22 protein-coding genes, 1 tRNA gene and 1 riboswitch are annotated in these 25,966 nt (G+C 46.3%); of the genes, 19 read left to right on the top strand and 4 right to left on the bottom strand.

The features are described 5' to 3' along the window. Positions 1-81: 81 nt before the first annotated feature. Entirely contained in the window at positions 82-219 is a 138-nt protein-coding gene (locus tag CS562_RS32795) for a hypothetical protein (RefSeq protein WP_162842436.1), read from the bottom strand. Between the two features lie 255 nt (positions 220-474). Here CS562_RS32795 and CS562_RS03115 point away from each other — a divergent pair, with 255 nt between their 5' ends. The 3 genes from CS562_RS03115 (at position 475) to CS562_RS03105 (ending at position 3,004) form a co-directional block, all read left to right on the top strand. Then, positions 475-1,572 (top strand): quinone-dependent dihydroorotate dehydrogenase, encoded by a 1,098-nt coding sequence (locus CS562_RS03115; protein WP_099853720.1) that lies wholly within the window; start codon positions 475-477, stop codon positions 1,570-1,572. A 135-nt stretch (positions 1,573-1,707) separates the two neighbouring features. Continuing rightward, positions 1,708-2,523 (top strand): GTP diphosphokinase, encoded by an 816-nt coding sequence (yjbM, locus tag CS562_RS03110; RefSeq protein WP_053783647.1) that lies wholly within the window; start codon positions 1,708-1,710, stop codon positions 2,521-2,523. Beyond that, entirely contained in the window at positions 2,510-3,004 is a 495-nt protein-coding gene (locus CS562_RS03105; RefSeq protein WP_076292026.1) for a DUF309 domain-containing protein, read from the top strand. Before yjbM ends, CS562_RS03105 begins: the two co-directional genes overlap by 14 nt. 212 nt (positions 3,005-3,216) lie before the next feature. Here CS562_RS03105 and CS562_RS03100 read toward each other — a convergent pair whose 3' ends face one another. Beyond that, complete coding sequence (locus CS562_RS03100; RefSeq protein ID WP_099853532.1) at positions 3,217-3,765, bottom strand: thioredoxin family protein; 549 nt, start codon at positions 3,763-3,765, stop codon at positions 3,217-3,219. Between the two features lie 221 nt (positions 3,766-3,986). Here CS562_RS03100 and CS562_RS03095 point away from each other — a divergent pair, with 221 nt between their 5' ends. The 6 genes from CS562_RS03095 (at position 3,987) to CS562_RS03070 (ending at position 10,874) form a co-directional block, all read left to right on the top strand. Continuing rightward, entirely contained in the window at positions 3,987-5,675 is a 1,689-nt protein-coding gene (locus tag CS562_RS03095; protein ID WP_099853530.1) for an RsmB/NOP family class I SAM-dependent RNA methyltransferase, read from the top strand. After that, complete coding sequence (locus tag CS562_RS03090) at positions 5,672-6,418, top strand: pseudouridine synthase (RefSeq protein WP_099853528.1); 747 nt, start codon at positions 5,672-5,674, stop codon at positions 6,416-6,418. Before CS562_RS03095 ends, CS562_RS03090 begins: the two co-directional genes overlap by 4 nt. 269 nt (positions 6,419-6,687) lie before the next feature. Then, positions 6,688-7,491: a Cof-type HAD-IIB family hydrolase gene (locus CS562_RS03085; RefSeq protein WP_099853719.1), complete on the top strand. Its 804-nt coding sequence runs from the start codon at positions 6,688-6,690 to the stop codon at positions 7,489-7,491. Positions 7,492-7,590: 99 nt separating this feature from the next. Then, on the top strand, positions 7,591-8,646 hold the full coding sequence (locus CS562_RS03080; RefSeq protein ID WP_099853526.1) for a hypothetical protein: 1,056 nt from the start codon (positions 7,591-7,593) through the stop codon (positions 8,644-8,646). Positions 8,647-8,747: 101 nt separating this feature from the next. Beyond that, positions 8,748-9,302 carry a GNAT family N-acetyltransferase gene (locus CS562_RS03075; protein WP_099853524.1) on the top strand — a complete coding sequence of 185 codons (555 nt, stop codon included), beginning with the start codon at positions 8,748-8,750 and terminating at the stop codon, positions 9,300-9,302. 441 nt (positions 9,303-9,743) lie between these two features. Then, on the top strand, positions 9,744-10,874 hold the full coding sequence (locus CS562_RS03070) for a glycosyltransferase family 4 protein (protein WP_076289377.1): 1,131 nt from the start codon (positions 9,744-9,746) through the stop codon (positions 10,872-10,874). An 89-nt stretch (positions 10,875-10,963) separates the two neighbouring features. Here CS562_RS03070 and CS562_RS03065 read toward each other — a convergent pair whose 3' ends face one another. Further along, positions 10,964-12,022 (bottom strand): YkvI family membrane protein, encoded by a 1,059-nt coding sequence (locus CS562_RS03065; protein ID WP_099853522.1) that lies wholly within the window; start codon positions 12,020-12,022, stop codon positions 10,964-10,966. 205 nt (positions 12,023-12,227) lie between these two features. Here CS562_RS03065 and CS562_RS03060 point away from each other — a divergent pair, with 205 nt between their 5' ends. The 4 genes from CS562_RS03060 to CS562_RS03045 all read left to right on the top strand — a co-directional run bounded on the left by CS562_RS03060 (position 12,228) and on the right by CS562_RS03045 (position 14,025). Further along, the gene (locus CS562_RS03060; protein ID WP_063564778.1) at positions 12,228-12,809 is read left to right on the top strand and encodes a xanthine phosphoribosyltransferase; all 582 of its coding nucleotides are present in this window, start codon (positions 12,228-12,230) and stop codon (positions 12,807-12,809) included. A gap of 98 nt (positions 12,810-12,907) precedes the next feature. Continuing rightward, positions 12,908-13,237, top strand: a complete 330-nt coding sequence (locus tag CS562_RS03055) for a hypothetical protein (protein WP_024629266.1) — start codon at positions 12,908-12,910, stop codon at positions 13,235-13,237. A gap of 122 nt (positions 13,238-13,359) precedes the next feature. After that, positions 13,360-13,578 carry a hypothetical protein gene (locus CS562_RS03050; RefSeq protein ID WP_076289379.1) on the top strand — a complete coding sequence of 73 codons (219 nt, stop codon included), beginning with the start codon at positions 13,360-13,362 and terminating at the stop codon, positions 13,576-13,578. 117 nt (positions 13,579-13,695) lie between these two features. Then, positions 13,696-14,025 carry a carboxymuconolactone decarboxylase family protein gene (locus CS562_RS03045; RefSeq protein ID WP_062322073.1) on the top strand — a complete coding sequence of 110 codons (330 nt, stop codon included), beginning with the start codon at positions 13,696-13,698 and terminating at the stop codon, positions 14,023-14,025. A 115-nt stretch (positions 14,026-14,140) separates the two neighbouring features. On the opposite strand, the gene CS562_RS03040 is transcribed toward CS562_RS03045, so the two are convergent. Continuing rightward, positions 14,141-14,605, bottom strand: a complete 465-nt coding sequence (locus CS562_RS03040) for a C40 family peptidase (protein ID WP_076289380.1) — start codon at positions 14,603-14,605, stop codon at positions 14,141-14,143. 5 nt (positions 14,606-14,610) lie between these two features. Beyond that, a riboswitch (cyclic di-AMP (ydaO/yuaA leader) is annotated at positions 14,611-14,742 on the bottom strand. 423 nt (positions 14,743-15,165) lie between these two features. Between CS562_RS03040 and CS562_RS03035 the strand changes: the two genes are divergently transcribed. From CS562_RS03035 to CS562_RS03010, 6 genes are all read left to right on the top strand, one after another. After that, positions 15,166-15,249: transfer RNA gene (locus tag CS562_RS03035), tRNA-Leu, on the top strand. Between the two features lie 330 nt (positions 15,250-15,579). Continuing rightward, a complete protein-coding gene (locus CS562_RS03030) occupies positions 15,580-19,521 on the top strand; it encodes a X2-like carbohydrate binding domain-containing protein (protein WP_099853520.1) in 3,942 nt (1,313 codons plus the stop codon). 321 nt (positions 19,522-19,842) lie between these two features. After that, positions 19,843-22,053, top strand: coding sequence for a helix-turn-helix domain-containing protein (locus CS562_RS03025; protein ID WP_099853518.1), 2,211 nt, complete (start codon positions 19,843-19,845; stop codon positions 22,051-22,053). Positions 22,054-22,409: 356 nt separating this feature from the next. Beyond that, positions 22,410-23,264 (top strand): ABC transporter permease, encoded by an 855-nt coding sequence (locus CS562_RS03020; RefSeq protein WP_024629272.1) that lies wholly within the window; start codon positions 22,410-22,412, stop codon positions 23,262-23,264. A gap of 15 nt (positions 23,265-23,279) precedes the next feature. Continuing rightward, positions 23,280-24,179, top strand: coding sequence for a carbohydrate ABC transporter permease (locus CS562_RS03015; protein WP_076289382.1), 900 nt, complete (start codon positions 23,280-23,282; stop codon positions 24,177-24,179). Positions 24,180-24,276: 97 nt separating this feature from the next. Continuing rightward, positions 24,277-25,920: an extracellular solute-binding protein gene (locus CS562_RS03010; RefSeq protein WP_076289383.1), complete on the top strand. Its 1,644-nt coding sequence runs from the start codon at positions 24,277-24,279 to the stop codon at positions 25,918-25,920. Positions 25,921-25,966: the final 46 nt, after the last annotated feature.

Here is a 25,966-nt window from a genome sequence, read left to right as displayed (position 1 = left end):
AAACCAAGTGATTCAGACCGAAGAAAACGTAAAATCCATGCTGGATTGGTATGTAGATGCAGAAACAGTAGGTTGAAGCATTTACAGGTTGGCGATAATAATAAGCGCACCAATGATAATGATCAGTCCACCGACGCTGGCTGCGGTCCAGATAATGGCTTTCCGGTTGACCTCATCTTTCTTTTGCTGCAAAGTAGGTGGTTTGCGTTTGGGAGCCATGGGCTGTTCCTCCTTCATGGAATAAGGCTATATAGATGTAGCCATGCTCCCATTGTAAAGAATTCAACTCGCCATTTCCAGTAGGCGGGTGGATTTCTTGTGAGCATTTTGCATATTACGAATCCTTCTGTCTATGCTCAAACTACTTTCCTTTTGAAGAAGAAACGGATAGACTTGTGTATAGAGTGTTTTTTTACATATGAAAAAGACGGAAAGCATTTTTTCAGCGTACCGGACCAGAACGGAGTGAGTGATTTGTTATACAGAAGTCTTGCTAAACCCTTGTTGTTCAAAATGGACCCTGAGCAGGCCCATCATCTAATTATCGGCGGCCTTAGTGGAATGGGGAGTATTCGCCCGGTTCCTTCCGGTTTGCGTGTCATGTATGGTGTGCGTGAAACATCGGATCTGGCTGTGGATATGTTCGGCTGTCATTTCCCTACACCTGTAGGACTTGCGGCTGGTTTAGACAAAAATGGACAGGCTGTAACGGGCTTTTCTTCCATCGGGTTTGGCTTCATGGAAGTGGGTACAGTCACACCGCTTGCACAGCCAGGTAACGACCAGCCAAGGTTATTCCGCTTGCCTCCAGATGAGGCATTGGTGAACCGGATGGGCTTCAATAACCTTGGCGCCGAAGCAATGGCGGGTGAATTGGCACGCCTCACGGAGCGTCGTATTCCAGTGGCCGTAAATATAGGTAAAAATAAGGCGACATCGAATGAAGAAGCGCATTTGGATTATGCGAAATGCATTCGGGCGCTATACGATTATGCGGACCTGTTTGTGGTCAATATTAGTTCACCAAATACACCGGATTTGCGTAATCTGCAACATGGGAATGAACTGAAAGAATTGCTTGCGGCTGTGATGAATGAGATGGAGACGCAACGCAAGAGAGCAGGCGGTTCTGTTAAATCGGTACTGGTCAAAATCGCACCTGATGTGAATGACCAGGAGCTCGAATATATGGTGAGTACCATTGCAGATAGTGGAGTTGCCGGTATCATTGCAACGAATACAACGATCAGCCGCGAGGGTCTGTCTCATCAGCATGCCAAAGAGACAGGTGGACTAAGTGGCAAGCCGCTGCGTGATCGTTCCACAGAAATCATTCGCCAAATCTATCGCCAGACCGAAGGCAAACTGCCAATCATCGGATCGGGGGGCATTTTCACAAGCGAAGATGCTTACGAAAAGATTAAAGCAGGTGCCAGCCTGGTGGAAATATATACGGCATTGATCTATGAAGGACCTGAAGTGAACCGGCGCGTTCATGCCGGACTGCGTGAATTGCTGCGCAAAGACGGTTATAGTCATATTTCGGAAGCTGTCGGTGCAGAGCATCGTTAAGCAATGTTTCGGAGTTCCCCGGATTGAAAATTAGAAGCGTGGAAGAGGGTAATGTCGTACGGAACTCTTCCCCCCGCTTAACATCATGTATAATGGATAAGAACAGGGGAAGCTATAGAGACAGGAGGCATAAGCATGGACGGTAGAGACTGGGGTACATTTTTACTTCCTTATGAACAAGCGGTAGAGGAATTGAAAGTTAAGTTTAAAACGATGCGGGCGGAGCTTAAGAAAAGGGAAGAATACGCCCCGATCGAATTCGTTACCGGTCGTGTCAAAAAAATATCCAGCATTCTGGAGAAATCCAGACGCCTGAATGTGCCGCTTGATCAGGTGGAAACAGGCATTGAGGATATTGCAGGTATCCGCATTATGTGCCAGTTTGTGGATGATATTCGGCGGGTAGCCGAGTATATTCGTGGTCGTAAGGATTTGACGGTATTAATCGAGAAAGATTATATCACCAATTTCAAAGAGAGCGGCTACCGCAGTTTCCATATGATTATTGAGTATCCTGTTCAGACGGCTCTAGGGCAGAAAAATGTGCTGGCCGAGATTCAGATTCGGACGCTGGCGATGAACTTCTGGGCCACGATCGAGCACTCCCTAAGTTACAAGTTTCGGGAGAGTCTACCGGATGATATGCGTGCAAGATTGAAAAAGACGGCCGAAGCCGCTTTTGTACTCGATAATGAGATGTCGGCGATCCGTCTGCAAATTCTGGAGGCGCAAAAGGCCTTTGAAGATGACTCCAATATTGTATCAAGAACGCTGAACATCATACATCAATTGTACTTCTACCACCTCGTGAACGAAGCAATAGAGGCACAAAAGCGCTTCAATGACTGCTGGGAGCGTCATGATATGGAAGGGTTAAAAGACCTTCTGGATGATGTGAAAGCACTTCTGAATGCGGCTAGAAAGGGCGAAAACCCGGATGAGCAGCTATGAGCCGCTGTATGTGGACTATCTGATCTACTTCAACCGGGATCAGGACTACTTTGAATGCCATGAGGTATTGGAAGAACTATGGCTTGAACGGGATCGGGATTCTCTGTATAAAGGATTGCTGCAGATTGCAGTGGGGCTGTATCATTTCAGGAATGATAACCTTCGCGGAGGACGCATGATGTTACAGAGTTCGGTAGATCTGTTAAAATCATATCCGGAAACTTCGCGAGGCATTGCCCTTGGGCCGTTGGTGCAGGAAGTACAGGAGCTGGTTCATGGACTTTCCGGTCCTGAGCCGCAGAATTTTCCTTACAGAGACTTGCATATTCAGATTCAGGATGAGGTGCTGGTGCAGGAAGTTCGAGAACGAGCTCTTGAACTGAAGCCTAATATTCCCCAACGCCGAAGTCCTACACGTGGACGAATCTATGAAGAGAAGATGAAAGCATTGCAGCAAGAGCAGAACTTGCAGAGCGAGTAAGCTTGTAATGTAAAGACATCATTCATTTCATCATTAACATATTTTCAGACATATGATATTAAAAAAAACACCCCGGCAGTTCCTATAGAGGAATTGGCCGGGGTGTTCAATATTAAAGGACATCATTAAAGTTTGGAATGATTCCAGAGCTTGTCCATACAAAGGACAATATGATCCATGCGGGTCCATCGCAACCACGAAGAGTTATACGATTAGCTTGCTGATGGAGTGGTACTGCCTTTATATTTCTCGAAAAATTGCTTGTAGTCATCCAGGGTATAACCGTTGTCACTGCCATTTTCCTGCAGCCCGCCAACCATGCGGTCTTTCTCAATACCATCCTGATAATATACCAGAGTTGGTGTGTACTCAATGTTATAATCGGTCCAACCGGAATCGAATTCGCGCAGATTGAACTGTGGTAGTTGAATCCCTTCCTCATCGACCAGTGGCATCAACTGAGGTGTTGTCGCACGGCAGTGTGAGCAGTCGGAGGCAAAGAAATAGACAAAGAAGCTGTCTTTGTTATCAATTCTAGCTTTCAGATCGTCAGGCAAAATAATTTGTTGGTAGTTCGGATCGTTCAGCAGTTCGCGTGTTGCAGGATTAAGCTTGGAAGCGGCGATGCCATAAGCATTCCCCACAGCGTCCATTTGTTTCTTGGATTGCTGGTTCACCAGGACAAGTGCTGCAATCAAAACGACGAAAATACCCAGGAAAATAAGGATCGCAGCGCTTTTCTTTTTCTTCTTGGATTTCATTAAGACATCCCCCATCGATCATATCGAAATATAGTTTTGGCAAAAATACAGGATGGGATAATATGCATAAACACCCGAATTTTTGCACATCAATCAATCTACTTGCCATTATACTACATTACACGCTGTAGTGGAATATGTATGAAGCAATAGGAAAGCATTGCCCGGATATGATAACATAGAACTATATGCAATTTTAACAAGACAGGATGAGTGGGATTATGGCTGTACAGCTGCCTTCGATATTTGCCGAGCGGATGAAAAGCTTGTTAGGCGATGAATTTGAACAATTTATGAAATCTTATGAGCAGTCGCCACATGCGGGGCTGAGAGTGAATACGTTAAAAATATCGCTGGAACAATTCAAGGAAATTGCTCCATTTGATATGCGACCCATTCCGTGGTGCGGAACGGGTTTTTATGTGCCTCATGGAGTTAAGCCGGGGTTACACCCTTATTATCATGCGGGTTTGTATTATATCCAGGAACCAAGCGCCATGGCCCCAGTTGAATTATTGGATGTTAAACCCGGGGAACGCGTGCTGGATCTATGTGCGGCTCCTGGCGGGAAAACAACCCAGATTGCTGCCAAGCTTCAGGGGAAAGGTGTGCTCGTTACGAATGATATCCATGCGGAACGTACGAAAGCCCTCGCCAAAAACGTGGAACTGTATGGAGTACGCAATGCTGTTGTATTGAATGAATCACCGGAACGGATTGCGAATGCATTTCCTCATTATTTTGATAAAGTGTTAATCGATGCGCCTTGTTCGGGTGAGGGTATGTTCCGTAAAGATGAGGACATGGTGAAATCCTGGGAAAATCATTCGGTGGAAAAATGTGTGCTGATGCAGCGCGATATTCTGGAGACTGCGGCCAAACTGCTTGCTCCAGGGGGAACCATCGTATATTCCACATGTACATTTGCACCAGAGGAAAATGAAGCGATGATAGCGGAATTTCTGAACATCAATCCTGATTTTGTGGTGAATGACATCCCGGGAAGTGCTGGATTTGCTCCAGGACGACCGGAATGGGTGCGTCAGATGTTGCCCGAAAAAGCAGAAGAGACGGGATCTGTGCTGGAGCAAACGCGCGGCACTGCTAGGTTGTGGCCCCACCTGTTGGAGGGAGAAGGTCATTATGTTGCTGTATTGCAGCATCGTTCTGAATCTCTTACTGAAGAAGACGGAAATCAAAAAGAGGGCAGCGTTTTACAAATTGGACAGGCAGTGGACACAGATTCCATCGAACCAAATGAATCGGTAGAACCATTTATCCGTGCATCCGCACCAATCAGTAAAGAAGAGCGGAAACGGGAACGTCTAATGAGAACCGAATCCAGAGAACGCAATGATAAGCATACCCGTGGTGGCAAGGCTCAGGGAAAACAGGGTAAAGGAAACGAACGTGGTGGTCGCAAAAATGAACGGACTCAAGGACGAGGAACCGACCAGGCAAATGTCGATCCAGGAACGGTGTATGCTCAATTTGTACAAGAAAATTTGGGAATCGAGCTTGCTGGAGAAACCGTGTTTTACGGTGATCGTGTGTATCAATCTTCTGTGGGTGCTGCTCGTCTGGAAGGGCTCAAGGTTATACGGCCAGGGTGGTTTATGGGTACCGTGAAGAACGGGCGATTTGTGCCCTCCCATCCGCTTGCATGTGCTTTGAATGCAGCTGAAGCCCAGAGATCCGTTAATTTATCTTCGGTAGACGGTGAAGCGGTAAGGTATCTCAAAGGAGAGACGTTGAACATCGAAGAAGCACGAGTAGAACGTCAAGCAGATACAGCGGCCAAAGGTTTCGTGCTGGTATGTGTGGACGGTTTTGCGGTTGGCTGGGGGAAATGGCTGGATGGTGTACTGAAAAATGAATATCCAGCAGGCTGGAGGTGGACATCGGTATGAGTGGAAAAGGAAAACAAACGCTGCGTCTGGATAAAATATTAAGCCATATGGGTGTGGGGTCTCGAAGTGAGCTCAAAAAGATGGTCAAGCAGGGCAGAATTCGTGTGGACGGGAAGCCGGTAAAAGACAGCGGTGTGCAGGTTAATCCAGACGTAAACGTAATTGAAGCTGACGGAGAGCGGATCGTCTATCGGGAAATGATCTACCTGATGCTGCACAAACCACCTGGCGTGGTGTCGGCAACCGAAGATAATCGGGATAAAACGGTGATTGATCTGCTGCGTAAAGAGGAGCGTGTCTTCGATCCGTTCCCTGTGGGACGACTCGACAAAGATACCGAGGGTCTGCTCATTCTTACTAATGATGGGCCACTTGCCCATGATCTGTTGTCCCCGCGTAAACATGTGCCCAAGACGTATGAAGCTCGTGTGCTGGGGAACGTTGATGAAGAAGATATCGTAAAATTCAAAGCCGGCATTCAGCTGGATGATGGATATGAGACGTTGCCTGCGGAACTGACTGTACTTCATCGTGAGGAAACGGAAGAGGGTGTGTTTTCTTCCATTTCATTGATCATTCATGAGGGCAAATTCCACCAGGTGAAAAGAATGTTCCAGGCTGTTGGCAAACGTGTGGTCTATTTGAAACGTGTTGCCATGGGTGACCTGGAGCTGGATGCCAATCTGGAAATTGGCAGTTATCGTGAACTAACCGCAGACGAGTTAGATCGTCTGCGGAAGTAATAGCTCCCGTCCTTCGCGAAGCGGAGCAGGGAGCCCGGGCAGGAGGCGAAGCCCTGCCCGTAATGGTCCCGCTTGAGCTTGGGCGGGACCGCCGCTGTTAAGCGGCAGACCCGGCAACCAAGCGTTCCCACACCGACCGTCACATAGCAAGCTCCTACCTGCCGCCGGTAAACGAGACGGGAGTTCAGAGGGCAGAGCCCTCTGGGGCCCTCCCTCGGAAGGGAGGGTTTGGGTGGGTGCGACTCTTTTACAGATAAGGAATGAAGACAATGACAATTAAATTAATAGCACTGGATGTCGATGGAACGCTGCTTAATGATCATCATGAACTCACCGAAATGACGCAAGAGACCTTAATTCGTGCTTCCCGTCAGGGAGCTGAGATTGTCCTGTGTTCAGGCAGAGGTCCTGCGAACACGATCCCGTTTATGGAGCAGATGGGACTTGACGGATATGTCATTACACATAATGGAGCGGTAACTGCACAGGTTCAGACTCGTGAAGTGGTGCATCATTTTGCCATGGATGGACAGGGGTTGGAGCCTTTCATAACTTACTGCCGCACGCAAGGTGTGCATTTTGATATCAACACAGCGTTCGGACTCTATGTGGATCAGCCGGAAGGTTTGGAGTTGCAGGTACGCGAGATGTATCAAAACTTTATGGCAGAGCCATTAAAGTTGCCGCAATGGGCGGATATGACAGAGCCGCTTGCGAAATTCACTGCGTTTGGACCGATTGAGCAAATGAACGCAGTGCAGCAGGAGTGGTCGACCTGGAATCTTCCATATTATATGACGCGTAGCGGTGATTTTTTCATTGATCTGATGCATCCCGAAGCCTCCAAAGGTGCAGCTCTAAAAAGACTGGCCGAAGCAAAAGGAATCCTGCCTTCCGAGATCATGGCGGTAGGTAACTATTATAATGACATCACCATGTTGACCTTTGCAGGCAAAGGGGTGGCGATGGACAATTCCCCGGAGGAAGTTAAGGCTGCTGCGGATGAGGTTACACTTTCCAACAACGATCAGGGTGTGGCCCACGCTATCCAAAAATATGTGTTGTCCGTCTAATAGTTCGCTCTTAAAATCTGAATATCGTTGTATCTTATAAACTGTCGCTCTCAAGGGTAACCTAATAGAATAACGTTAGGAACCGAGGAGGACAGGTGCATGGAACTGAAAGTAGAGCTGATTCCTGATCTTCGTACATCAGGCGGCGAAGTGTTGGATATTATGGTGGACGGTCAATATGCGGGTTCATTGCTGCTCGTGTTCAGGGAAGGGGATCGGGTATCCGGCAGCCTTCAGATTGAGCAAAATTCGCTACCTGACGAGACAGAACAGTATATAGTTGAGCAGGTGCACGAATATATTCGTTCTCTCGCGGATGCGGTAAGTGCTGCTGAATATGAAGTGCTTGTAAGCTGCGGTACACTGTATTCTGTGTTACAGAAGCCAGAGTCTCAAACGGATGTGTTCATTCAGTCGTCACGGTCTGAAGATACGTATAATCACGATGGACAGAATGGTCGAGCTGATGTAAATGAAGTACACGTCATTCCTGGCTCACAAGCCGAATCATTTACATATGAAGACCCCGAACATTTGCTTGAGATGGAGCTTGTAAGCGCCGGACGCAGCATTTCCACCTATGTATTTAATGACGCCAATGGACAGGAACTGGCCGAAGCCTCTCTGAAACAATATGGTGCAGATGTACAGGGTGAGATCCACTGGTATGATGAACCAGCAGAGAATTATCAGGATGCGGCTGCCGAGCTGCTGGTACGAGAGCTGGATGAAGAAATCATCGATACGATTACGATCCGCATGTGGCATCAAGGGCAGGAGCTGGAATCTGCGGAATGGGTACACCGAGATTTTGCGGATGATGATCAGATAGCGTCCGAAGAAGATCTCGAAGAGATTGAAGCTGCTGAAGAAGCTTGTTATGTCATGTTGGTACGCAAAGATCGGGAGTTTCGGGTATATGAACTTTTCCTACAAGAACGCGGAGGGTTACCTGTAGGTACAGCAACGATTGATACCTCACAAGCAGATTTGTCAGGTTATATCGATTATCAGGTTCCCGGCACAAGTGTTCAGCGAAAGAGTTTGGTTGAAGTTCTGATGCGAGAGCTGGACAAAGAGCTTGAGTTTGATACATTACATCTGACGATGTTATACCGAAATCAAATTATTGATGAAGCGAAGATTGAAGGGTAAGAGGCACAGCCTCTTGCCTTTTTTGTTTTCTTTTTGACGAAAAAGCCATTTCCCGGTATAGTACCATTAGTTTAAGAGAGACCTGGAAGTGGAGGAGAATCATGAAGCACTCATTCAGTATCACAACAGACTACATTAATGATGAATTTAAGGCATTGCAGGCTCAGCCGGAAGACACGGAGGATGTGATGTCTCTGCTTATGGAAACAGCCGAATGGCTGCGGAGCCAGGGGTCTTCTCAATGGAATGCGTTGTTAAAAGGTGAGGATTCTCATAATACGGCGGAGGCTATTCAGCGTGGCGACGTATTTGTATTTAAAAAGGGTTCTGACGTAGCTGGCATGGTTATTTTGATGAGCCAGCCAAGTGCATGGGATGTGCATTTGTGGGGAAGCAAAGCGCATGCTGGGGATGGCGCACTTTATTTGCACCGATTAGCCATTCGCAGAAAGTATGCCCAGAGTGGATTGGGAAGGGCGATTTTGCAATGGTCCAGCAGCGGGATACAGTTTGAGGACAAACATATCGTCCGATTGGATTGTGGAGCCGAGAACGCAACATTGAACGCATTCTATGTGCGTAATGACTATACTTTTGTAGGAGAGACAGACGGCTTCAGTACGTATGAGAAGGCGGTCACACATCTGTCTGTATAACACTGTATGCAACATATCGTGTGCATTCAAAAGCCGGGAGCTACCACTGCTCACCGGCTTTCATTTGCATATGGGCAAAGAGGTTTAACTTTCAATCCATACATCCGCTTCTTAGCCGAGCATCTTCTGAATATGTTGTATATACGACTCCAGAGTAAGGGCTTACGCTCAAACAAGATGAAAAAGATAACGTATAGTAGAATAAAGGCAGCCAGAGAGCGATTATTTCAAGTGGAATTCCCCAGTACCTAACAGTATTCGTAATGTCGTCAGCGTCAGATGCAACATGGTACAATTGATATTGAAATGAATTCTAGTATTCGGCTGTAAATGAGCGAGTGATAAGGAATCTCATTTTGTACCTTTACTGAACATATGTTCTGATATATCATGATTGAAGATGTAATGAAAAGATTTATGCTAGAAAGGGGGAAACTAACGGTGAGATTGCTGCAGGCGCTTTTCTTTCCTCCGGAGCAGCCCGGAGGTGTATCCTCTATGATTCCGTATATGCAAGAGAGGTTTACAACCCCGAGGTGGGAGATGGATCTATTCTCGTTGCCTAAGCGAATTCGCAACAAGGGCAGGGAAGATATCCAGTTTGAGACGTTCGATTGGACTGCGTATCAGGATAGTCCTGTCGTGCAAAAATATATGCAAACCTACCGGGATTATTTGTGGTGGACCAAGCTGCGTATTCAGAAGCCTTACGATCTGATTCATGCCCATCACCCTATTGCGGGGCTTGCAATGAAGAAGGTTTTCCCGGATGTTCCTCTCATTCAAACCATCCACTCCAGTTATGAGCGAGAGCTGATACTGAATGGACGCATTGAGCCAAACGGACCAGAGCATCAATTCCTGCTGGCCATCTATGGTGAACTGGAGTACCAGGCAGAGCGGTTATTAACGGTATCGGATTCTTTCCGTCGTTATCTGGCGCCTCATGTACAGCATCCCGATGTTATCGGTGTGATTCCGAATGGTTTTGATGAGAAAAGGTTTAAGCCAATTCCCCATGAGAATGCAATACCACAGCTGGTCACCGTATGCCGTCTGGTTCCGGCGAAAGGGCTGGATATTCTGTTCAAAGCCTGTGCCGAGTTGAAAGCGCGGGGACATGATTATGTGCTTCATATTATCGGGGACGGACCGATCCGTCCAGATTTGGAAGAATTAGCCCAGCGGCTGGGCATTTATAATGAGACTATTTTTTATGGTTACACGCTGCACCCGGAGGAATTCATGCCATTTTTTGATATCTTTGTACTTCCTTCGCGGGCGGAGGCATTCGGATCTGTTTTCGCGGAAGCAGCGCTTAGCTGTCTTGCTCTTGTAGGTACAGATGTTGGCGGCATACCAGAGCAGATCGAGAACGGCAGTAACGGCTTGCTGGTGCCTTCAGAAGATCCATCTGCACTGGCAGAAGCGCTGGAGAAGGTGATGGTTGACCCGGCGTACCGTTATGAGCTCGCTCGTTCGGCCTGTGAGAAGGCCAAAACCCATTACTCTTTGGGCAGATCGGTCAATGAACTGAAAAAAATGTATTTGCAATTTCCGAGCCAGTTCTAACTTCTGGAAAGGGAAAAGAAGGAAGCCGCTGTATGAACAGCGGCTTTTTTATATTTAGGGAAATGATGTTTCGCAACAAAAATACGTTGTTATAGGTGTTTGTTACGACCTCGAAAGCTTCCCCATCGATCCATTACTAATTTTGCACCCCAGATTAGTGCCAAACTGCCGAAAATGGGGTAAAGGATAGAGAGCAGGGAACTGAATCCAAACTGGCTGAGCAAATAACATAGCAGCATGATGGCCAGTATGATTAGTTTGGGATGTACGTGGACATGCTGTCTGAGTTGGAGGGTCATTCCATAAATATCGGCTACAAATGTACTGAAGATTTCCATAAAAATCAGGGATACATAGATAGACTGGACTACCCATCCAAGTTGAAAGGCAATGCTGCCCATCGGAATTTCAAATTGTGTGATGCCAGGCATCTGGGCTGACATGGCGAAGTGGGCTGCCATAAGCATGAATCCTACACCAATCCCGCCCAGAACGCCGCCCCATTTGAGTACCTTTCGGCTGCGAATCTGATTCCCCACCGGAACGAGCACTGCTTGGGCAAGTGCCAGGTTGAATGAAGTATACAAAAGAGGAGATAACCAGACCTGGATTGGATTGCTGTCAGTGGTTAATGTAATAAATCGGTTTGCGCCGGGATGATGTATGGTGCTGGTGATCATAAGCAGAGAGAGCAGGAGCATCATAGGCACCACGATACTGTTCATCTGTAGAATAGCCTGAATACCCCGTCCAAGCAGCAGATAAGTACCGATAAGGGTAACAATCAGTCCGGTCTGGTAATGAAGTCCCAGATGCTCTACAAAGACCGACCCTGCTCCGGCCAGCATGACACTGTTTACTCCAATGAGTATCACAAGGGTAACCCATGTAATCCAGTTTCCTGCTTTATGACCGAATAGATGCTTGTTGAGATCTTCGTAAGAGCGCGAGCCGGTATCATGGGCAATCAGCATCATTTTTGTACCTAACCAGACAAAGAGCATGGTCGATAAGCCAATGGTAATGGTGGCCCATTTGCCATACTGGGTAAAGAACTGCAATATCTCTTGCCCTGTTGCAAAGCCGGCTCCTACTACCGTTCCAATGTATGTAAATGCGATCTGCAGCACCCGAAATGCCTGTTTCATGCGTTTCCCCTCTCAGGCCCCTGAATAGTTTGGACATGCGGGTGCCATGGTACAAGGTATGCTTGACCCGTCAAAGTCATGACAATTGAAGTGTGGCAAAGGGTCATTTAACATGCTCTGAACAAGAGCAAAGGCAATTTCGCTTGAACTGAGAGCCGGATCTATGATACTTTTACGTCATAGGATAGGCTTGGGAGGTCAAATAATGGAAGTATTGAAACAACGAATTTTACAAGAAGGTGTAGTCATGTCAGATCAGGTGCTGAAGCTGGATGGTCTACTGAATCACCAGATTGACCCTGCGCTGACGATGGAAATGGGACGAGAATTTGCCGCTCGTTTTCGTGAAAGTGGTGTAACCCGGGTCATTACAGTGGAGTCTTCCGGGATTCCGGTCGCTTTTGCTGCTGCACATGAACTGGGTGTTCCACTGGTATTTGCCCGGCGCAAAAAAACACTTTTGGCTGACCCCGACGCTTACTGTGAAAGAGTGCCTTCTTTTACCAAAGGGATCGTAACGGATATTATGGTGTCCCGTGAATATATTCATGAGAATGACCGTATTTTGTTTATTGACGATATCATTGCAAATGGCGATGCCGCTCGTGGTGTCATCAAAATTATCGAACGTTCGGGTGCGGAACTGGTCGGATTCGGTGTCGTGGTCGAAAAATGTTTTCAGGCCGGAGCGCGCACTATTCGTGAGCAGGGCATCCCGGTTGAAGCGTTGGTGCGCATTCGTTCATTGAACGATGGCACTGTACAATTCGACGATAACGAATTGTGACTTTTTAAAGGAAAAAGTGCCTATTTTTATAACAATGCCTTTGCATGACCGCTGATTTCATTTATAATGGGGTTATGTTAGGGAGAGGAGGCAACACCATGGGTAACCAACCGGCAACAGAACAATTTTTTATTGATAAGCTGGCGGAATCGAAAGTACATTTTGAGCGTGCCCTGGATTGTAAACATACGGAATTCGATGACCTTTATCCCTATATGATTGAACATCCTCAATTTTTCTGGTACAAACGCTACGTTGCTTGGTCAGAATTGCTGACGATTGTAGGCTTGTGCGAAGAGTTGTCCTTCTCTTGGAAAGAACAATTTACACCGCATCAAGTGGAGTACCTTGAAGAACGTGTGATGTCCGCCAAAGTGCTTGATTTTTGGTTTGAGAAGAACGACAGCAAAGAGCACGCGCAGCGGTAACTTTCAGTCGGGACATATTTCGAATGACATGACAGTCCAATACAGTCACGTGAGACCTAAATGACTTTTCATTTAGGTCTCTTTTTGTAAATAATTTTTTTGGGAAAGTAGGCGCCATAAATATGATCAGTGATGCAGAATTGGATGCACTGCGTTTATCGGGTGAAAAAGTAAGAGTAGTACGGGACGAGATTCAGTCCAATGATGTGACAGGCATTGTAGTGGCCTGGGACGGGGAGCAGGTGCTCATTCGCCGTCAGAATCGTCGTGTGGTTAAGCTTGATCGGAATTATCAGTATCAGTTGTTCAGCGAACCACGTAAGAGCCCGCTCGAAGAATAGGACATGCGTTTTTAGGTTCATTTACCATGGATGTTTTGGCATAATTGCACCTCTCGGGAGAGAAGATAGGTACAGTGAGAGCTTGTAACATATCAGCCGAGAGGATGTGCGGTAACCATGACACTGATGAATGATAAGGTTCATGCCTATAAAGATCAGATTGGTGAATTAAGCGACGTGCTGCCAGCTGTGGTGAAGTCTTATCATGAGTTCACTGGAGAGTGCTTTCAGGCAGGGGCGATTGATGCCAAGACCAAACAGCTGATTGCGCTGGGCATTGGACTGTTTGCAAACAATGAGGTATGTACGTTTTACCATGTGGAAGAAGCGCGTGCCAAAGGAGCGACCGATCAAGAGATTATGGAGACGGTTGCTGTGGCTGGAGCAGTTGGCGGAGGCCATGCGTTGTCTCAGGGTGCAATGAGAGTACAGAAGGCTTTACATTAAAAGCTTTGGTTAAGACGGATGATGACCTTGTGTACCTCTAGAAAATCAATATTAATGTAGACAAAGATAGACAAAGAAAAGGCTCCGGTTATAACCGAAGCCTTTTCGTGTTAACTTATATTTTGCCCAGCATTTTGTTATACATAAACTGTCCTGTTACCCGGCGTGCTGTTACGTAACGATCGTTGAAGTAAGGATTAGATAATTGAGTGATGCTGACACCCTTGCTGCTTGAAGCATGAGCGAACTGTCCGCCCCCGATATATACACCTGTATGTGAAATGCCACTGCCCATCGTATTAAAGAATACCAGGTCACCCGTACGCAGATTAGCTTTGGATACCGGCGTTCCGGCCTTAGCTTGTTGCTGGGAAGTGCGTGGTAATTCAATGCTATATTTGTTGAAAATATATCTCATAAATCCAGAGCAATCAAACCCGGCGAGTGTAGTACCACCCCATTTGTAAGGTATGCCTGTCATGTTGTTAACGACGGTGTTAATACTGCTTGCCTCTGTGCTTGCTGCACCAGATGTAAATAATACTGCTGCTCCAAAAATGGAGATGATAAGCTTTTTCAAAATTTTTGTTCTCCCTTCGATGCCTACGGAGTTAGCTAAGGGTTCGGTAGAAGGTTCCCTATATTTCCTATGTATAAGAATAATTCACCCAAAATGGTTCCCCCGTTTTCAAACATGAAACTCGGCAAATGAATAATTAAGTTTTTGTAACCTTTTGAAACTATATTGCATAAATGCGAAAATGTCAAACCGTTCTTGAACACTTCTTATCATCTCAATGTTAACGGAATTATCGCTATTTATGTAGAAATAACTCGAATGTTGAGTTTTGATAGATGACAAAAAAGTAACTACTGTTTCAAATGCAGGATTCCAGCTTCCTAAAACCTTAAAGAGGAGGTGGGTAGGCCTGGTACGGAACTGGCCTTCCAACATATAATTCATTCAGACAGTTTTTTATCATCAATTGTATTGGCCTTAGTTTTTTGTTTTGCATGAAATGATGGATGAGTACAGCTTTACATATTAAATAAGGAATATTTTTTTGTTGACACTAATTACCTGCACATGATATATTATTTCTTGTCGCCGCGATGTAATTTCTCGGAGATACAACATACGCGGTCGTGGCGGAATTGGCAGACGCGCACGGTTCAGGTCCGTGTGGGCTAACCCCCGTGGAGGTTCGAGTCCTCTCGACCGCATCATATGTAATACGAAAAAGGTTCCTAGAATGGCATTACTGCCACTCTAGGAACCTTTTTTCTTTGTTTACGGATTAGAGTGATTGCTCATCCTGGTTGTCTTCAACCCATTCCCTTAATTTGAGCAAAGATGAAGTTTTTATTTGTTTATTTATCCATTAATGGAAATATGTTTGTTCTGCGACGGTTTGCCCCTATATTTCAGGTGAATTGTACGTAAAATACCGAAATGTACCTATCCTGAGCATCCTTCATCTACTATTCTCTTCTCGTATGGAAGCGCTATCAACAGGGATTTGAATGACCAAATTCAGAGGGGGTAGGGATAATTTGAAACGAATCGGAAAAAGGATGGCAATGTGTTTCATGGTATTCATGATTGCGGTGGTGCAGTTCGGAATTATGGGAACGACAGGTAATGTGGCACAAGCAGCAGATAAGAGTCTGGCCCAGAAGCCGTATATGGGTTGGAGCAGTTACAGCATGCAGGTATATGACGGGGCGGGCAACTGGACATCGGCTGAGAGTATTAAGAAGCAATCGGATGCCATGCGCGAGAAGCTGCAGGCCCATGGATATGAATACATTAATATTGATGCTGGCTGGAACGGTGACGAAGATGAATACGGTCGTCCTATTCCGAGTACTGTTCTTTATCCAAATGGATTTCAGGAGGTCATCGATTATGTCCATAATAACGGACAGAAGATCGGGATCTATCTCATTCCGGGTTTATCAATCACCGCCTATAAAAAAAATCTTGAGGTGTATGGAACGGGCGGGGCATGTCGTATGCAGGATATTGCAGTAAAGCCGCTCGTTGTTATGGATGCTTGGGACTCGTACACTTACAAAATCGACTTTTCCAACCCATGCGCACAGAAATATATTGACTCCATTGCGGATCTTCTTGGCGAGTGGGGCATCAACTTTGTCAAATTCGACAGTGTGACGCCAGGATCAGGGATCAATAACCTGAGCCGGGATGCACGCGGAGATGTGGAGGCGTGGTCCAAAGCGCTAGACAGGAATAACATCTGGTTTGAGCTTTCCTGGGCGCTTGACCACAATTACGTGGACTTCTGGAAAAAGTATGCAAACGGCTGGAGGGTCGACTGGGATATTGAGGCCTACGACAGTAGTAAGGGCTTAACGGAGTGGTCGAGTATTTCACGCTTATTTCCTATAGCGGCCCTCTGGTGGCGTGATGCAGGCCCAGGAGGCTGGAATGATTTTGACTCCCTGAATGTCGGGAATGGCTCGATGGATGGTCTGACCAGAGACGAGCGGAAGACCGCGACGACGTTCTGGGCAATCTCTTCAGCACCGCTTTATACAGGTAATGATCTGACCAGGCTGGACAGCTATGGGCTGGAGCTTCTGACGAATGATGAGGTCATTGCGGTCAATCAGGCCGGACGTCCAGCTCATCCCGTTTCCATGGACACCAAACAGCAGGTATGGTATGCGAATAACGGAGATGGTACGTACAACGTAGCTCTGTTCAATCTGGGCAATCGGAGTGCCGAGGTCAAAGTGAAATGGAGTGATATTGGCCTCGAAGGTCCGGCTTCGGTCCGTGATCTCTGGAGCCATTCCGAACTGGGGAATTTTAATCATGAATTCAGTGGCGGCGTACTGGAACCCCATGCTTCCCGGATGCTTAAGGTAACCGCACTGAGCGGCACATCAGCCGTCAATGATGATGATACGGGCATGCGCTACAGTGGGGATTGGAAGCGTAATGGAGGCAAGGAGCAAATCGATGGCAGACAGGATCTGAGCATCGCCATTACGGATTCCTCGACGACCACTGGTCCATCCAATATGAATACGCAGCAAGGAGCTGACTTGGAAGCCGGTGATGACCCAATCGCGAACGCAGAAAATGTAGCAAATGCTGCTTCCGTGGATGCTGCTGCCGTTACCGATGTGGTGTACATTAATGATGATGACAGCAATATTCAATACACGGGTTCATGGAGTTCAAGTTCCGGGAGAAATTTCGGGGATTACAAGGAAGATGTACATTTTACTGAGAATGACGGCGATTATTTTGAATATACCTTCACGGGCACAGGTATCGATTTGCTGACGGAGAAGGACCAAGAACAGGGAGACATGATAGTCGCACTCGACGATGGAACGCCTAAAACGGTTAGCTCTTATACCCGTGATGAACGAGAAGTGCAGCAGGTGCTGTATAGCGCTGCTGGTTTGACTAACGGTTCGCATACCTTGAAAGTCGTCAAACAATCGGGCCAATATATGCTGCTGGACGCGCTTAGAGTAACAAGGGAAATTCCTACAGGAGAGCATAACAGCACCATTAGTCCGGCTTCTGCTGACTTTGACAAGGCAACAGAACAACAGAAGGACATTACTGTCACGCTCACATTGAACGGAAATACACTAACTGGCATTGAAAATGACGGAGTAATGCTCAGTGAAGAGGACTACACGGTGGTCGATGACAAACTGAATATCAAGAAAGAATATCTCACCCAACTGCATGTAGGAACAACAGACTTCGTTATCAATTTCAGTGCTGGTGATCCGCAAACTCTTACTGTTCGAGTTAGCGATACAACGGGCATTCGTTATGTCCTGATCAATAACGACGATCCGGCAATTAAATACAATGGCTCATGGTCCCGCAGTACTGGTAGAGGCATGGGCGACTATAAGGATGATGTACAGTATACCGAGACGAATGGTGATTCTTTTGAATATATCTTCAGAGGAACAGGGATCCAACTGTTCACGGAGGTAGACCAGTCACAGGGAGATATGGATATCTATGTGGATGGTCAATTCAAGGAAACGGTCAGTGCGTATCGCAACGGAAGATTGGCACAGCAGAATCTATACAGCATATCGGGCTTGCCTGATGGGCAGCACACGCTGAAGGCCGTCAAGAAATCGGGTAGATTTATGCTGCTTGATATGCTCAAGGTTGAGCTCCCGAATATGATTAATCCGGTGAATGCGAGCTTTGACAAATTAGCTTCTGCTCAGGCTGACATCGATGTCACGCTGCTGATCCAGGCGGGAAGCTTTAAGGGCATTACCAACGGCTCCAATGAACTGACACGAGGGACTGATTATACGGTTAATGGCGACCGCGTTACACTGAGCAAAACATATCTTGCTGCCCAGCCTGTGGGAACGTTAAATCTCAGTTTCTCCTTCGGCGGTGATTATCTCAATGACGTACATTCTACGACGGCGGATGGAGATTTCTTCGAGTACACCTTCAAGGGTACCGGAATAAGCTTGATTACACCTACTGGACCGGAGCAGGGAGAAGTAGATATTTATGTCGACGGACAACTGAAGCAAACCGTGAACGCATACAGTCCGAGTCGCCAAATGATGCAGGAGATTTACAGCATCTCAGGACTGGCAAAAGGTCAGCATACACTCAAAGTTGTGAAGAAATCCGGTGATCTTATGCTGGCCGATCAACTGAAATTTACTGTCCCTACTGGAAACGGAAACGGAGAACCAACGAATCCGTCCAATCCGTCGAATCCGTCGAATCCAGGTGGTCCATCCAATCCAGGCGGACCATCGACTCCAGTCATCCAGCCTTCAGACCCTTCTGTGCCAGCGCCAACTCCTGAATCCGGAACTACTGACGGGACAACAGGAACGGATGATGGTCAGGATATTCCGTACAAGGCGTATATTCAAGGATATCCGGGCGGTTTGTTCAAGCCAGATAACAAGCTCACCCGTGCAGAGATGGCAACCATACTCGCATTGGTATCTGAGAAAGAAGCCACGGGATCTGCTGTTGTATTCAGTGACGTTAAATTTGAATATTGGGGAGCCGATGCTATTGCTAAGGTAAGCAAGATGGGGCTGATGAATGGCTACAAGGATGGCACGTTTAAGCCAAATCAGTCATTGACTCGTGCGGAGATGGCCACTCTTGTGTCCCTTCTTGGTCCGGCTTCCGAGAATTCAGGCGATGGATTCTCGGATATCGGTAGTCACTGGGCCAAGGAAGCCATTTTGAAAGCGCAAAGCGCAGGCATTCTGAAAGGCTATAAAGATGGAACTTTTCGACCGAATGCTTTACTGACAAGAGCGGAAGCCGTTGTAGCAATCAACAGAGCTTTGGGCAGAGCACCACTCACGAACGTTTCGCAGCCACAGTGGAAGGACGTTCCTTCCACACACTGGGCCTTTGGCGATGTTGAAGCAGCATCCGTCGATCAGGTTGTAAAAGCCCGATCAGAGGTGGAAGAACCAAAGAAGAAATGATGTGAACTAGGAATGGGGGCCATCTCGGCCCCTTTTTTCTGAATGTTAAGGAGTTATCATCTCAAACCAAAGAACTTCGGAAATGTTAAAAAAGCAATGATAATCGTCTTTTGATCGTTGCCTTTTATTCATTCCCGAATGAAACATGATTGAAGAATGAGATAAAACAATTGACTAACCCGGAAAATATTATTATCTTTGATAACGCTACCAATACCTCAAGGAGGGGGAGGAGGGTTACCCATTAAATATTCCAATGTTTTTCGTAAATTTTTAATTTCCTACGTGATCATTTTGGTGATACCCAGCATTGGCGGTTATATGTCTTATCTGACGTCCATCTCCGTAACACAGTCCATTTCCATTGAGAATAGTGTTACCCAACTTCAGAAAAGCCAGGAAATATTGGAGGGCCGCATGGCGGAAGTGGAGGGCTTCACCCGACAGCTTGCGGTCAATCAGGAATTGAACGTTCTTATGAATGAAAGGGACAACGAAACCAACGTATATGGGATATGGAGAACGATGGAGAATGTGTTGACCTTTGGACAGACCAATGATTTTCTGCAAAATTATTATATTTATCTTGCGAATTACAATCTAATTTTGACCCCGGGTTCTTCTTACAGACCAAATCACTATTACGCTGATTTTCGTTATAACGATCTTTCGTTAGAAGAATGGATGAAGGACGTGTTGGGGAAGACCCATCGGAGTGAAATTAAACCGCTTAGTTCCTATGTCAGTAGGGGGAAGCAGACTTCCGTAATCACATATATGCAGTCATTGCCTCTGGACAGCTTCAATGATTCTTCACCGGCTGTTGCCGTTGTAATTATTGACGAGAAAATGATTCTTAGTCCATTGTCCAGTCTGAATGACCGATACGGTGGCTGGGTTCATATCAGCGATGCGGAGGGCAATACCATTGCGCTGCAAGGGAGCTCCGAGCCCGAGATGGTAAGAATGGCCGCTGACTCTCATTTTGACCCAAGTAGGGTCAGCCAGTTCTATGGGGATGATCTTGTGATTACTACAAAATCCGATAAGAACGGATGGGTATACCAGGCGGGTATTCCCCGTCATGTCCTGATGGAGAATGCAAACAGGATCAAGGGGATGACGATGCTGATTACAGGCGGCACACTGCTCATCGGACTGATTGTTGGACTTGTGCTGGCTTATCGCAACAGCGTTCCAATCAATCGACTGTTAAGTGTAATGAAAGAGCAGTTTGGGAAGGATGAATCGGCTCCCAAAAATGAATTTGACTTTTTGAGTGGAAATATCGCTGATATGCTTACCAAGAACAAGCTGCTTGAATCCGAATTAAATCGCCAGCTCCCACTGGTCAGGGATGCCTTCCTGAAGCGGCTGATCTCCGGCGAATTCAAATCGCGTGATGAGATTCTTTCCGCGGCCGAACAGGCGGATATTAATTTGTATCAAGGCACGGGATATGCGGGAATTGTCCAGATTAAGGGGTATGCCAGTATGGACAGCGTAGAGATCCTGAATGAATTGAATGCCTCCCGACTTCTGTTGAAGCAGGCTTTGGCTGAACTGGGCGTAGATGTCCTGATGACGGATATGGGCTCGGATAAAGTGGTCATCCTGTTTTTTTCCAAGGAAACTGACTCCGGAAATGATCGTGAAAAGGAAGATATCACACATATCATGGAGAATCTGGCACAGTATGTGTTTAATGAATACAGGATCACCATCCAGTCAGGATTCGGAAATCTCTTCACATCGTTGACAGAGGTCAGTCTTTCCTTTGATCAGGCCAATCAGGCGCTGGAGTATGCAGTTTACATGAACAAAAAAGGCATGATGTGGAACAATGAAGCCCAAACCGAAAATACAACGTATTATTACCCGCTGGATTCGGAGCAGCGACTGATTGGCACGATTCGTGCAGGAGAACTTGAAGAGGCCAAACGGATTGTCGATGCAATCATCGTGCAGAACATGGAGCAGCGGGAGTTGTCCATGGAAATGAAGCATCAACTTGTTGGAGAAATGAAGGGGACTTTTCTCAAGTTGCTGGATCAAAAGGCGTTTACGGAATATGCCTCCATCGAGAATGTGAAACGGCGTGTCATTGATATTGGTTCCTCGGAGCCGCTTGAAACGATAAAAGCTGAGTTTTATGAAATCATGGAAGAGCTGTGCTCCGTTATTGCAAACAAGAAGAAGGATGCCCATATTCAAATCATCAAACAGATTAAGGAATATACTGCGACAATGTATTCCGATACAGAGCTGACTCTGTATCGCGTGGCAGAGCATGTGGAGCGGCCCGAGAAATACATTTCTCAATTATTCAAAGAGTTTACCGGTGTTAATTTCTCCGATCACCTGATCAAAGTCCGAATGGATCAGGCTGTGATTTTGTTAAAAGAGAGCAATTATACAGTGGATGAGATTGCGTCACGGGTAGGTTATAATAGTTCTCACTCCTTCAGGAGGGCCTTCAAGAGATTGAATGGCGTTTCGCCCAGTGTGTATAGACAATCGGTTGACGATTAAATGAAAGGAAGACCTACAGGCTGTGTTGTCCGTGTTCCGGACAATACGGTCTTTTTTTACGAATACGCCCCCGTAATGGAAAAATGGCTGTCGTACTGCGGATTTGTGCCCCCAAAAACAGGATAACTGTACGTTTAACGGCGCAGGTGTACCTGTTTATGGGACATTAAAATCGACTATGATCAGAATCAAGAAAGCGCTATCAAAATTTACGCATCGCAGACAGCTAGTAAGGGGGGATTGTTCTGGAGAAGGAAATCGTATTAAATCACAAGACATCAACACAGCCGAAGGCACCTGGTTTTCTGACCAATGCCCGCAAAAGAATGATGAAGCACTGGCAGTTACATCTACTGGTGATTCCGCCCTTGCTATTTTTTCTCATCTTCAAGTATTATCCGATGATCAATGCGGTTCTTGCCTTTAAGGACTATAACGTCATCAAGGGAATATGGGGAAGTGATTGGGTTGGTTTTCAAAACTTTCGTCTGTTCTTTGAGAACCCATTATTTTGGACCCTGGTGAAGAACACCATTTTACTTAGCGGTTATTTAGTGTTGGCCGGATTTCCAATTCCGATTGTGCTCGCACTCATGATAAATGAGGTGCGCGGAGCCAAGTTCAAGAAATTCGTCCAACTCGTATCCTTTGCACCCTACTTCATCTCAACAGTCGTGATGGTATCCATGATCATGCTGTTCCTGGCACCACGGCTTGGATTTGTGAACATCGCCATGAACTTCTTTGGGTTGGATTCCGTGAATTTTCTGGGTGAGCCAGGCATGTTCCGCTCAATTTACGTCTGGTCCGACATTTGGCAGACTGCGGGCTACAGTGCGGTAATTTATTTGGCAGCACTTGCCGGAATCGATCCCACATTGTACGAAGCGGCCAAAGTTGATGGGGCCTCGCGTTTTCAAAAAATCCGTCACGTGGATCTGCCAGGGCTGGTGCCAACCATTGTCATTATTTTGATCCTGAATGTCGGAAATGTCATGGCGATTGGCTTTGAGAAAGTCTACCTGCTACAAAATCCGCTCAATCTGGCTAATTCTGAAATCATTGCAACTTATGTCTACCGAGTCGGCCTGTTGAATGCCAACTATAGCTTTGCAACTGCCGTAGGGCTGTTCAACTCACTGATCAATCTGGTCTTACTGGTTACGGTGAATGGTTTGGCGAAGAGAGTTACTAAGAATAGCATTTGGTAGGAAAGGAGTTCACCTATGGCTGCAAACGTTCAAACCAAGATTAAAGAGTCCGCCGTCGACAAAACGTTTCTGATTACAATCTACATTTTGCTCAGTCTCGTGGCGCTGGTGGTTATTTACCCCCTGATATTTATCGTCAGCAGTTCAATTAGCAGTCCGGCAGCAGTAACTTCCGGCCGGGTATGGCTATGGCCTGTAGATATTTCCTTCAACGGTTACAAGGCTTTATTTAATACACCTGAAATTCTCATCGGCTACGGTAACTCCATTTTCTATACGGCCGCTGGTACGCTGATCAGTGTAGCGTTGACCATCATGATCGCCTATCCGTTGTCACGCAAAACTTTTTTCGGCAGAAACACCCTGATGATGATCATCACCTTCACCATGATTTTCAGTGGAGGGCTGATTCCGACTTATATGGTGGTGAAGCAGCTTCATCTGATTGATACCCGCTGGGCGTTACTGATCCCGAATGCAATCTGGGTATGGCAGGTTATTATTGCTCGTTCGTTCTTTCAATCTTCTATTCCAGGGGAGCTTCTGGAAGCTAGTGAAATTGACGGCTGTAGTGATATGCGATTTATCTGGAGTGTTGTACTCCCATTATCGAAGCCGATTATCGCCGTGCTGGTTCTCATGTATGCAGTGGGGCAGTGGAATGCGTACTTTGATGCTCTGATCTATCTCAAATCGGCAGACCTTTTCCCGCTGCAACTCATCTTGCGAAGTATCATCATTCAAAACAACGGTTCGGGTGCCATGGACGTGGCGAAAATGGTGGAAAGACAGCAGCTTACCGAACTGTTAAAATATTCGTTAATTGTGGTTGCCACTTTGCCTGTACTTGTCATCTATCCATTTGTACAGCGTCATTTTGTACAGGGGATGCTGGTAGGCTCCGTTAAGGGTTGATCCTTAGATTCGGTGTATGGAGAAAGAAGATATAGACAGTTCATACGCAAGGTACCATCGTCTCAACTGGTAAACTACAAAAAGGGAGTGATCAGATTTGAAGAAAAGTATGGTAACGTTATTGATGCTGGTAGTGGCATTCACAGTTGTCATGAGCGGGTGTTCCAATGGCAGCTCATCTACAGCACAACCGGGAAGCTCGGAAGAGGGCGGCAAGGTGAATATCAGCGTGTTCGCGGTTCAGGATTCCAGCATTGATATTCCGACCAATAAATTTACAGCATTTGTGGAAGACAAATTCAATATCAAATTCAATTGGGAGATCAATCCATCGGATGGAGCCAAGGAAAAGCGCCAAATCTCACTTGCAAGCGGCGACTATCCCGATGCCTATCTGCTGACCCACTATATAGACCAATTCTCTCAAGCAGATCTGCTGAAGTATGGCAAGCAGGGTGTGCTCGTTCCTTTGAACGATCTCATTGATCAATACGCTCCCAACATCAAAGCGGCCATGGAGAAAAACCCTAATTTGAAAACGCTTAATACAGCGCCTGATGGTAATATCTATGGACTTGTTGCGTATACAGAATGTTTCCACTGCTCCTATCCGAGCAAGATGTGGATTAATACCGAGTGGCTGAAAAAGCTGAATCTGGAAATGCCAAAGACGACCGAAGAATTCAAAAACGTGCTGCAAGCTTTCAAAACGCAGGACCCGAACGGAAACGGCAAAGCAGATGAGGTACCGCTGAGTGGTTCCATAGAGGAGTTTGGCGTACGAATTATTCCTTTCCTGATGAATGCATTTGTCTATGACGATGACCGGAACTACCTGCAAATGGAAAATGGAAAAGTTCAATCTGCGGCAATTACACCTGAATGGAAAGAAGGATTGACTTACATCAAGTCCCTCTTTGATGCAGGTCTGATTGACCCTGGTGCATTCACACAAAACGCAGAAGCATTCAAGAAAATCGGTGAGAATGCTGACGCTGAAATTCTGGGTGCCGGTGCAGCTATGCATCCCGCGATCTTCGTAAACATTGACGAAGGCAATACTCGTTCGGCGCACTATAACCCGCTGCCACCGATTTCTGGACCACAGGGTGTGTCCTATGCAACGCATGATGCGGGCGGTGTATCTCCAGGAGCAAAATTTGTAATCACAAACAAGGCAAGTGAAGAAGCGCAGATTGCCCTGATCAAAATGGTTGACTACATGTTCACACCAGAAGGCCAAACGAACGGTGCAAGCGGTATGAAGGGGATTGACTGGACTGATCCGGTGGATGGTGATGTGGCACTGGGTAAAGACGTTAAACCTGTAGTAAAACAAATTCCTATGGCTGAAGGTGAGGCACCACGTAATGCGGGCTGGAGCGGCATGGCTCACTTCTATATGCCAAAAGAATATCGTGATACCTTTGTACAGGGCACAGATATTTATGCATCCAATGGTTATGAGCGCAGATTATATGATGCATCGCTGTTGTACGAAGGGCATGAGCCCAAAGAGCTGTTCCCGATCTGGTCCGTCTGGATTGATCCAAACGAAATTGATGAAGCTAGCTTGCTGCAAACCAATATCAGAAACTACATTGAGCAAAATGAATTGCAATTCATCACAGGCAACAAGGATTTGAATAAGGACTGGGATGCTTATGTGAAAGGTTTACAGAACCTGAAGCTCGATCGTTATCTGGAAATCTTGCAAAAAGCATATGACACAAGCAAGTAATTAACAGGGATATCGGAATCAGGTGCCTATGATGTACCGGCACCTG

This window comes from Paenibacillus sp. LK1 (assembly GCF_002750415.1).
GTDB classification, from domain to species: Bacteria; Bacillota; Bacilli; order Paenibacillales; family Paenibacillaceae; genus Paenibacillus; species Paenibacillus taichungensis.
The sequence above is the reverse complement of the archived record's forward strand: the minus strand, read 5'-3'. Positions and strand labels throughout refer to the sequence as shown.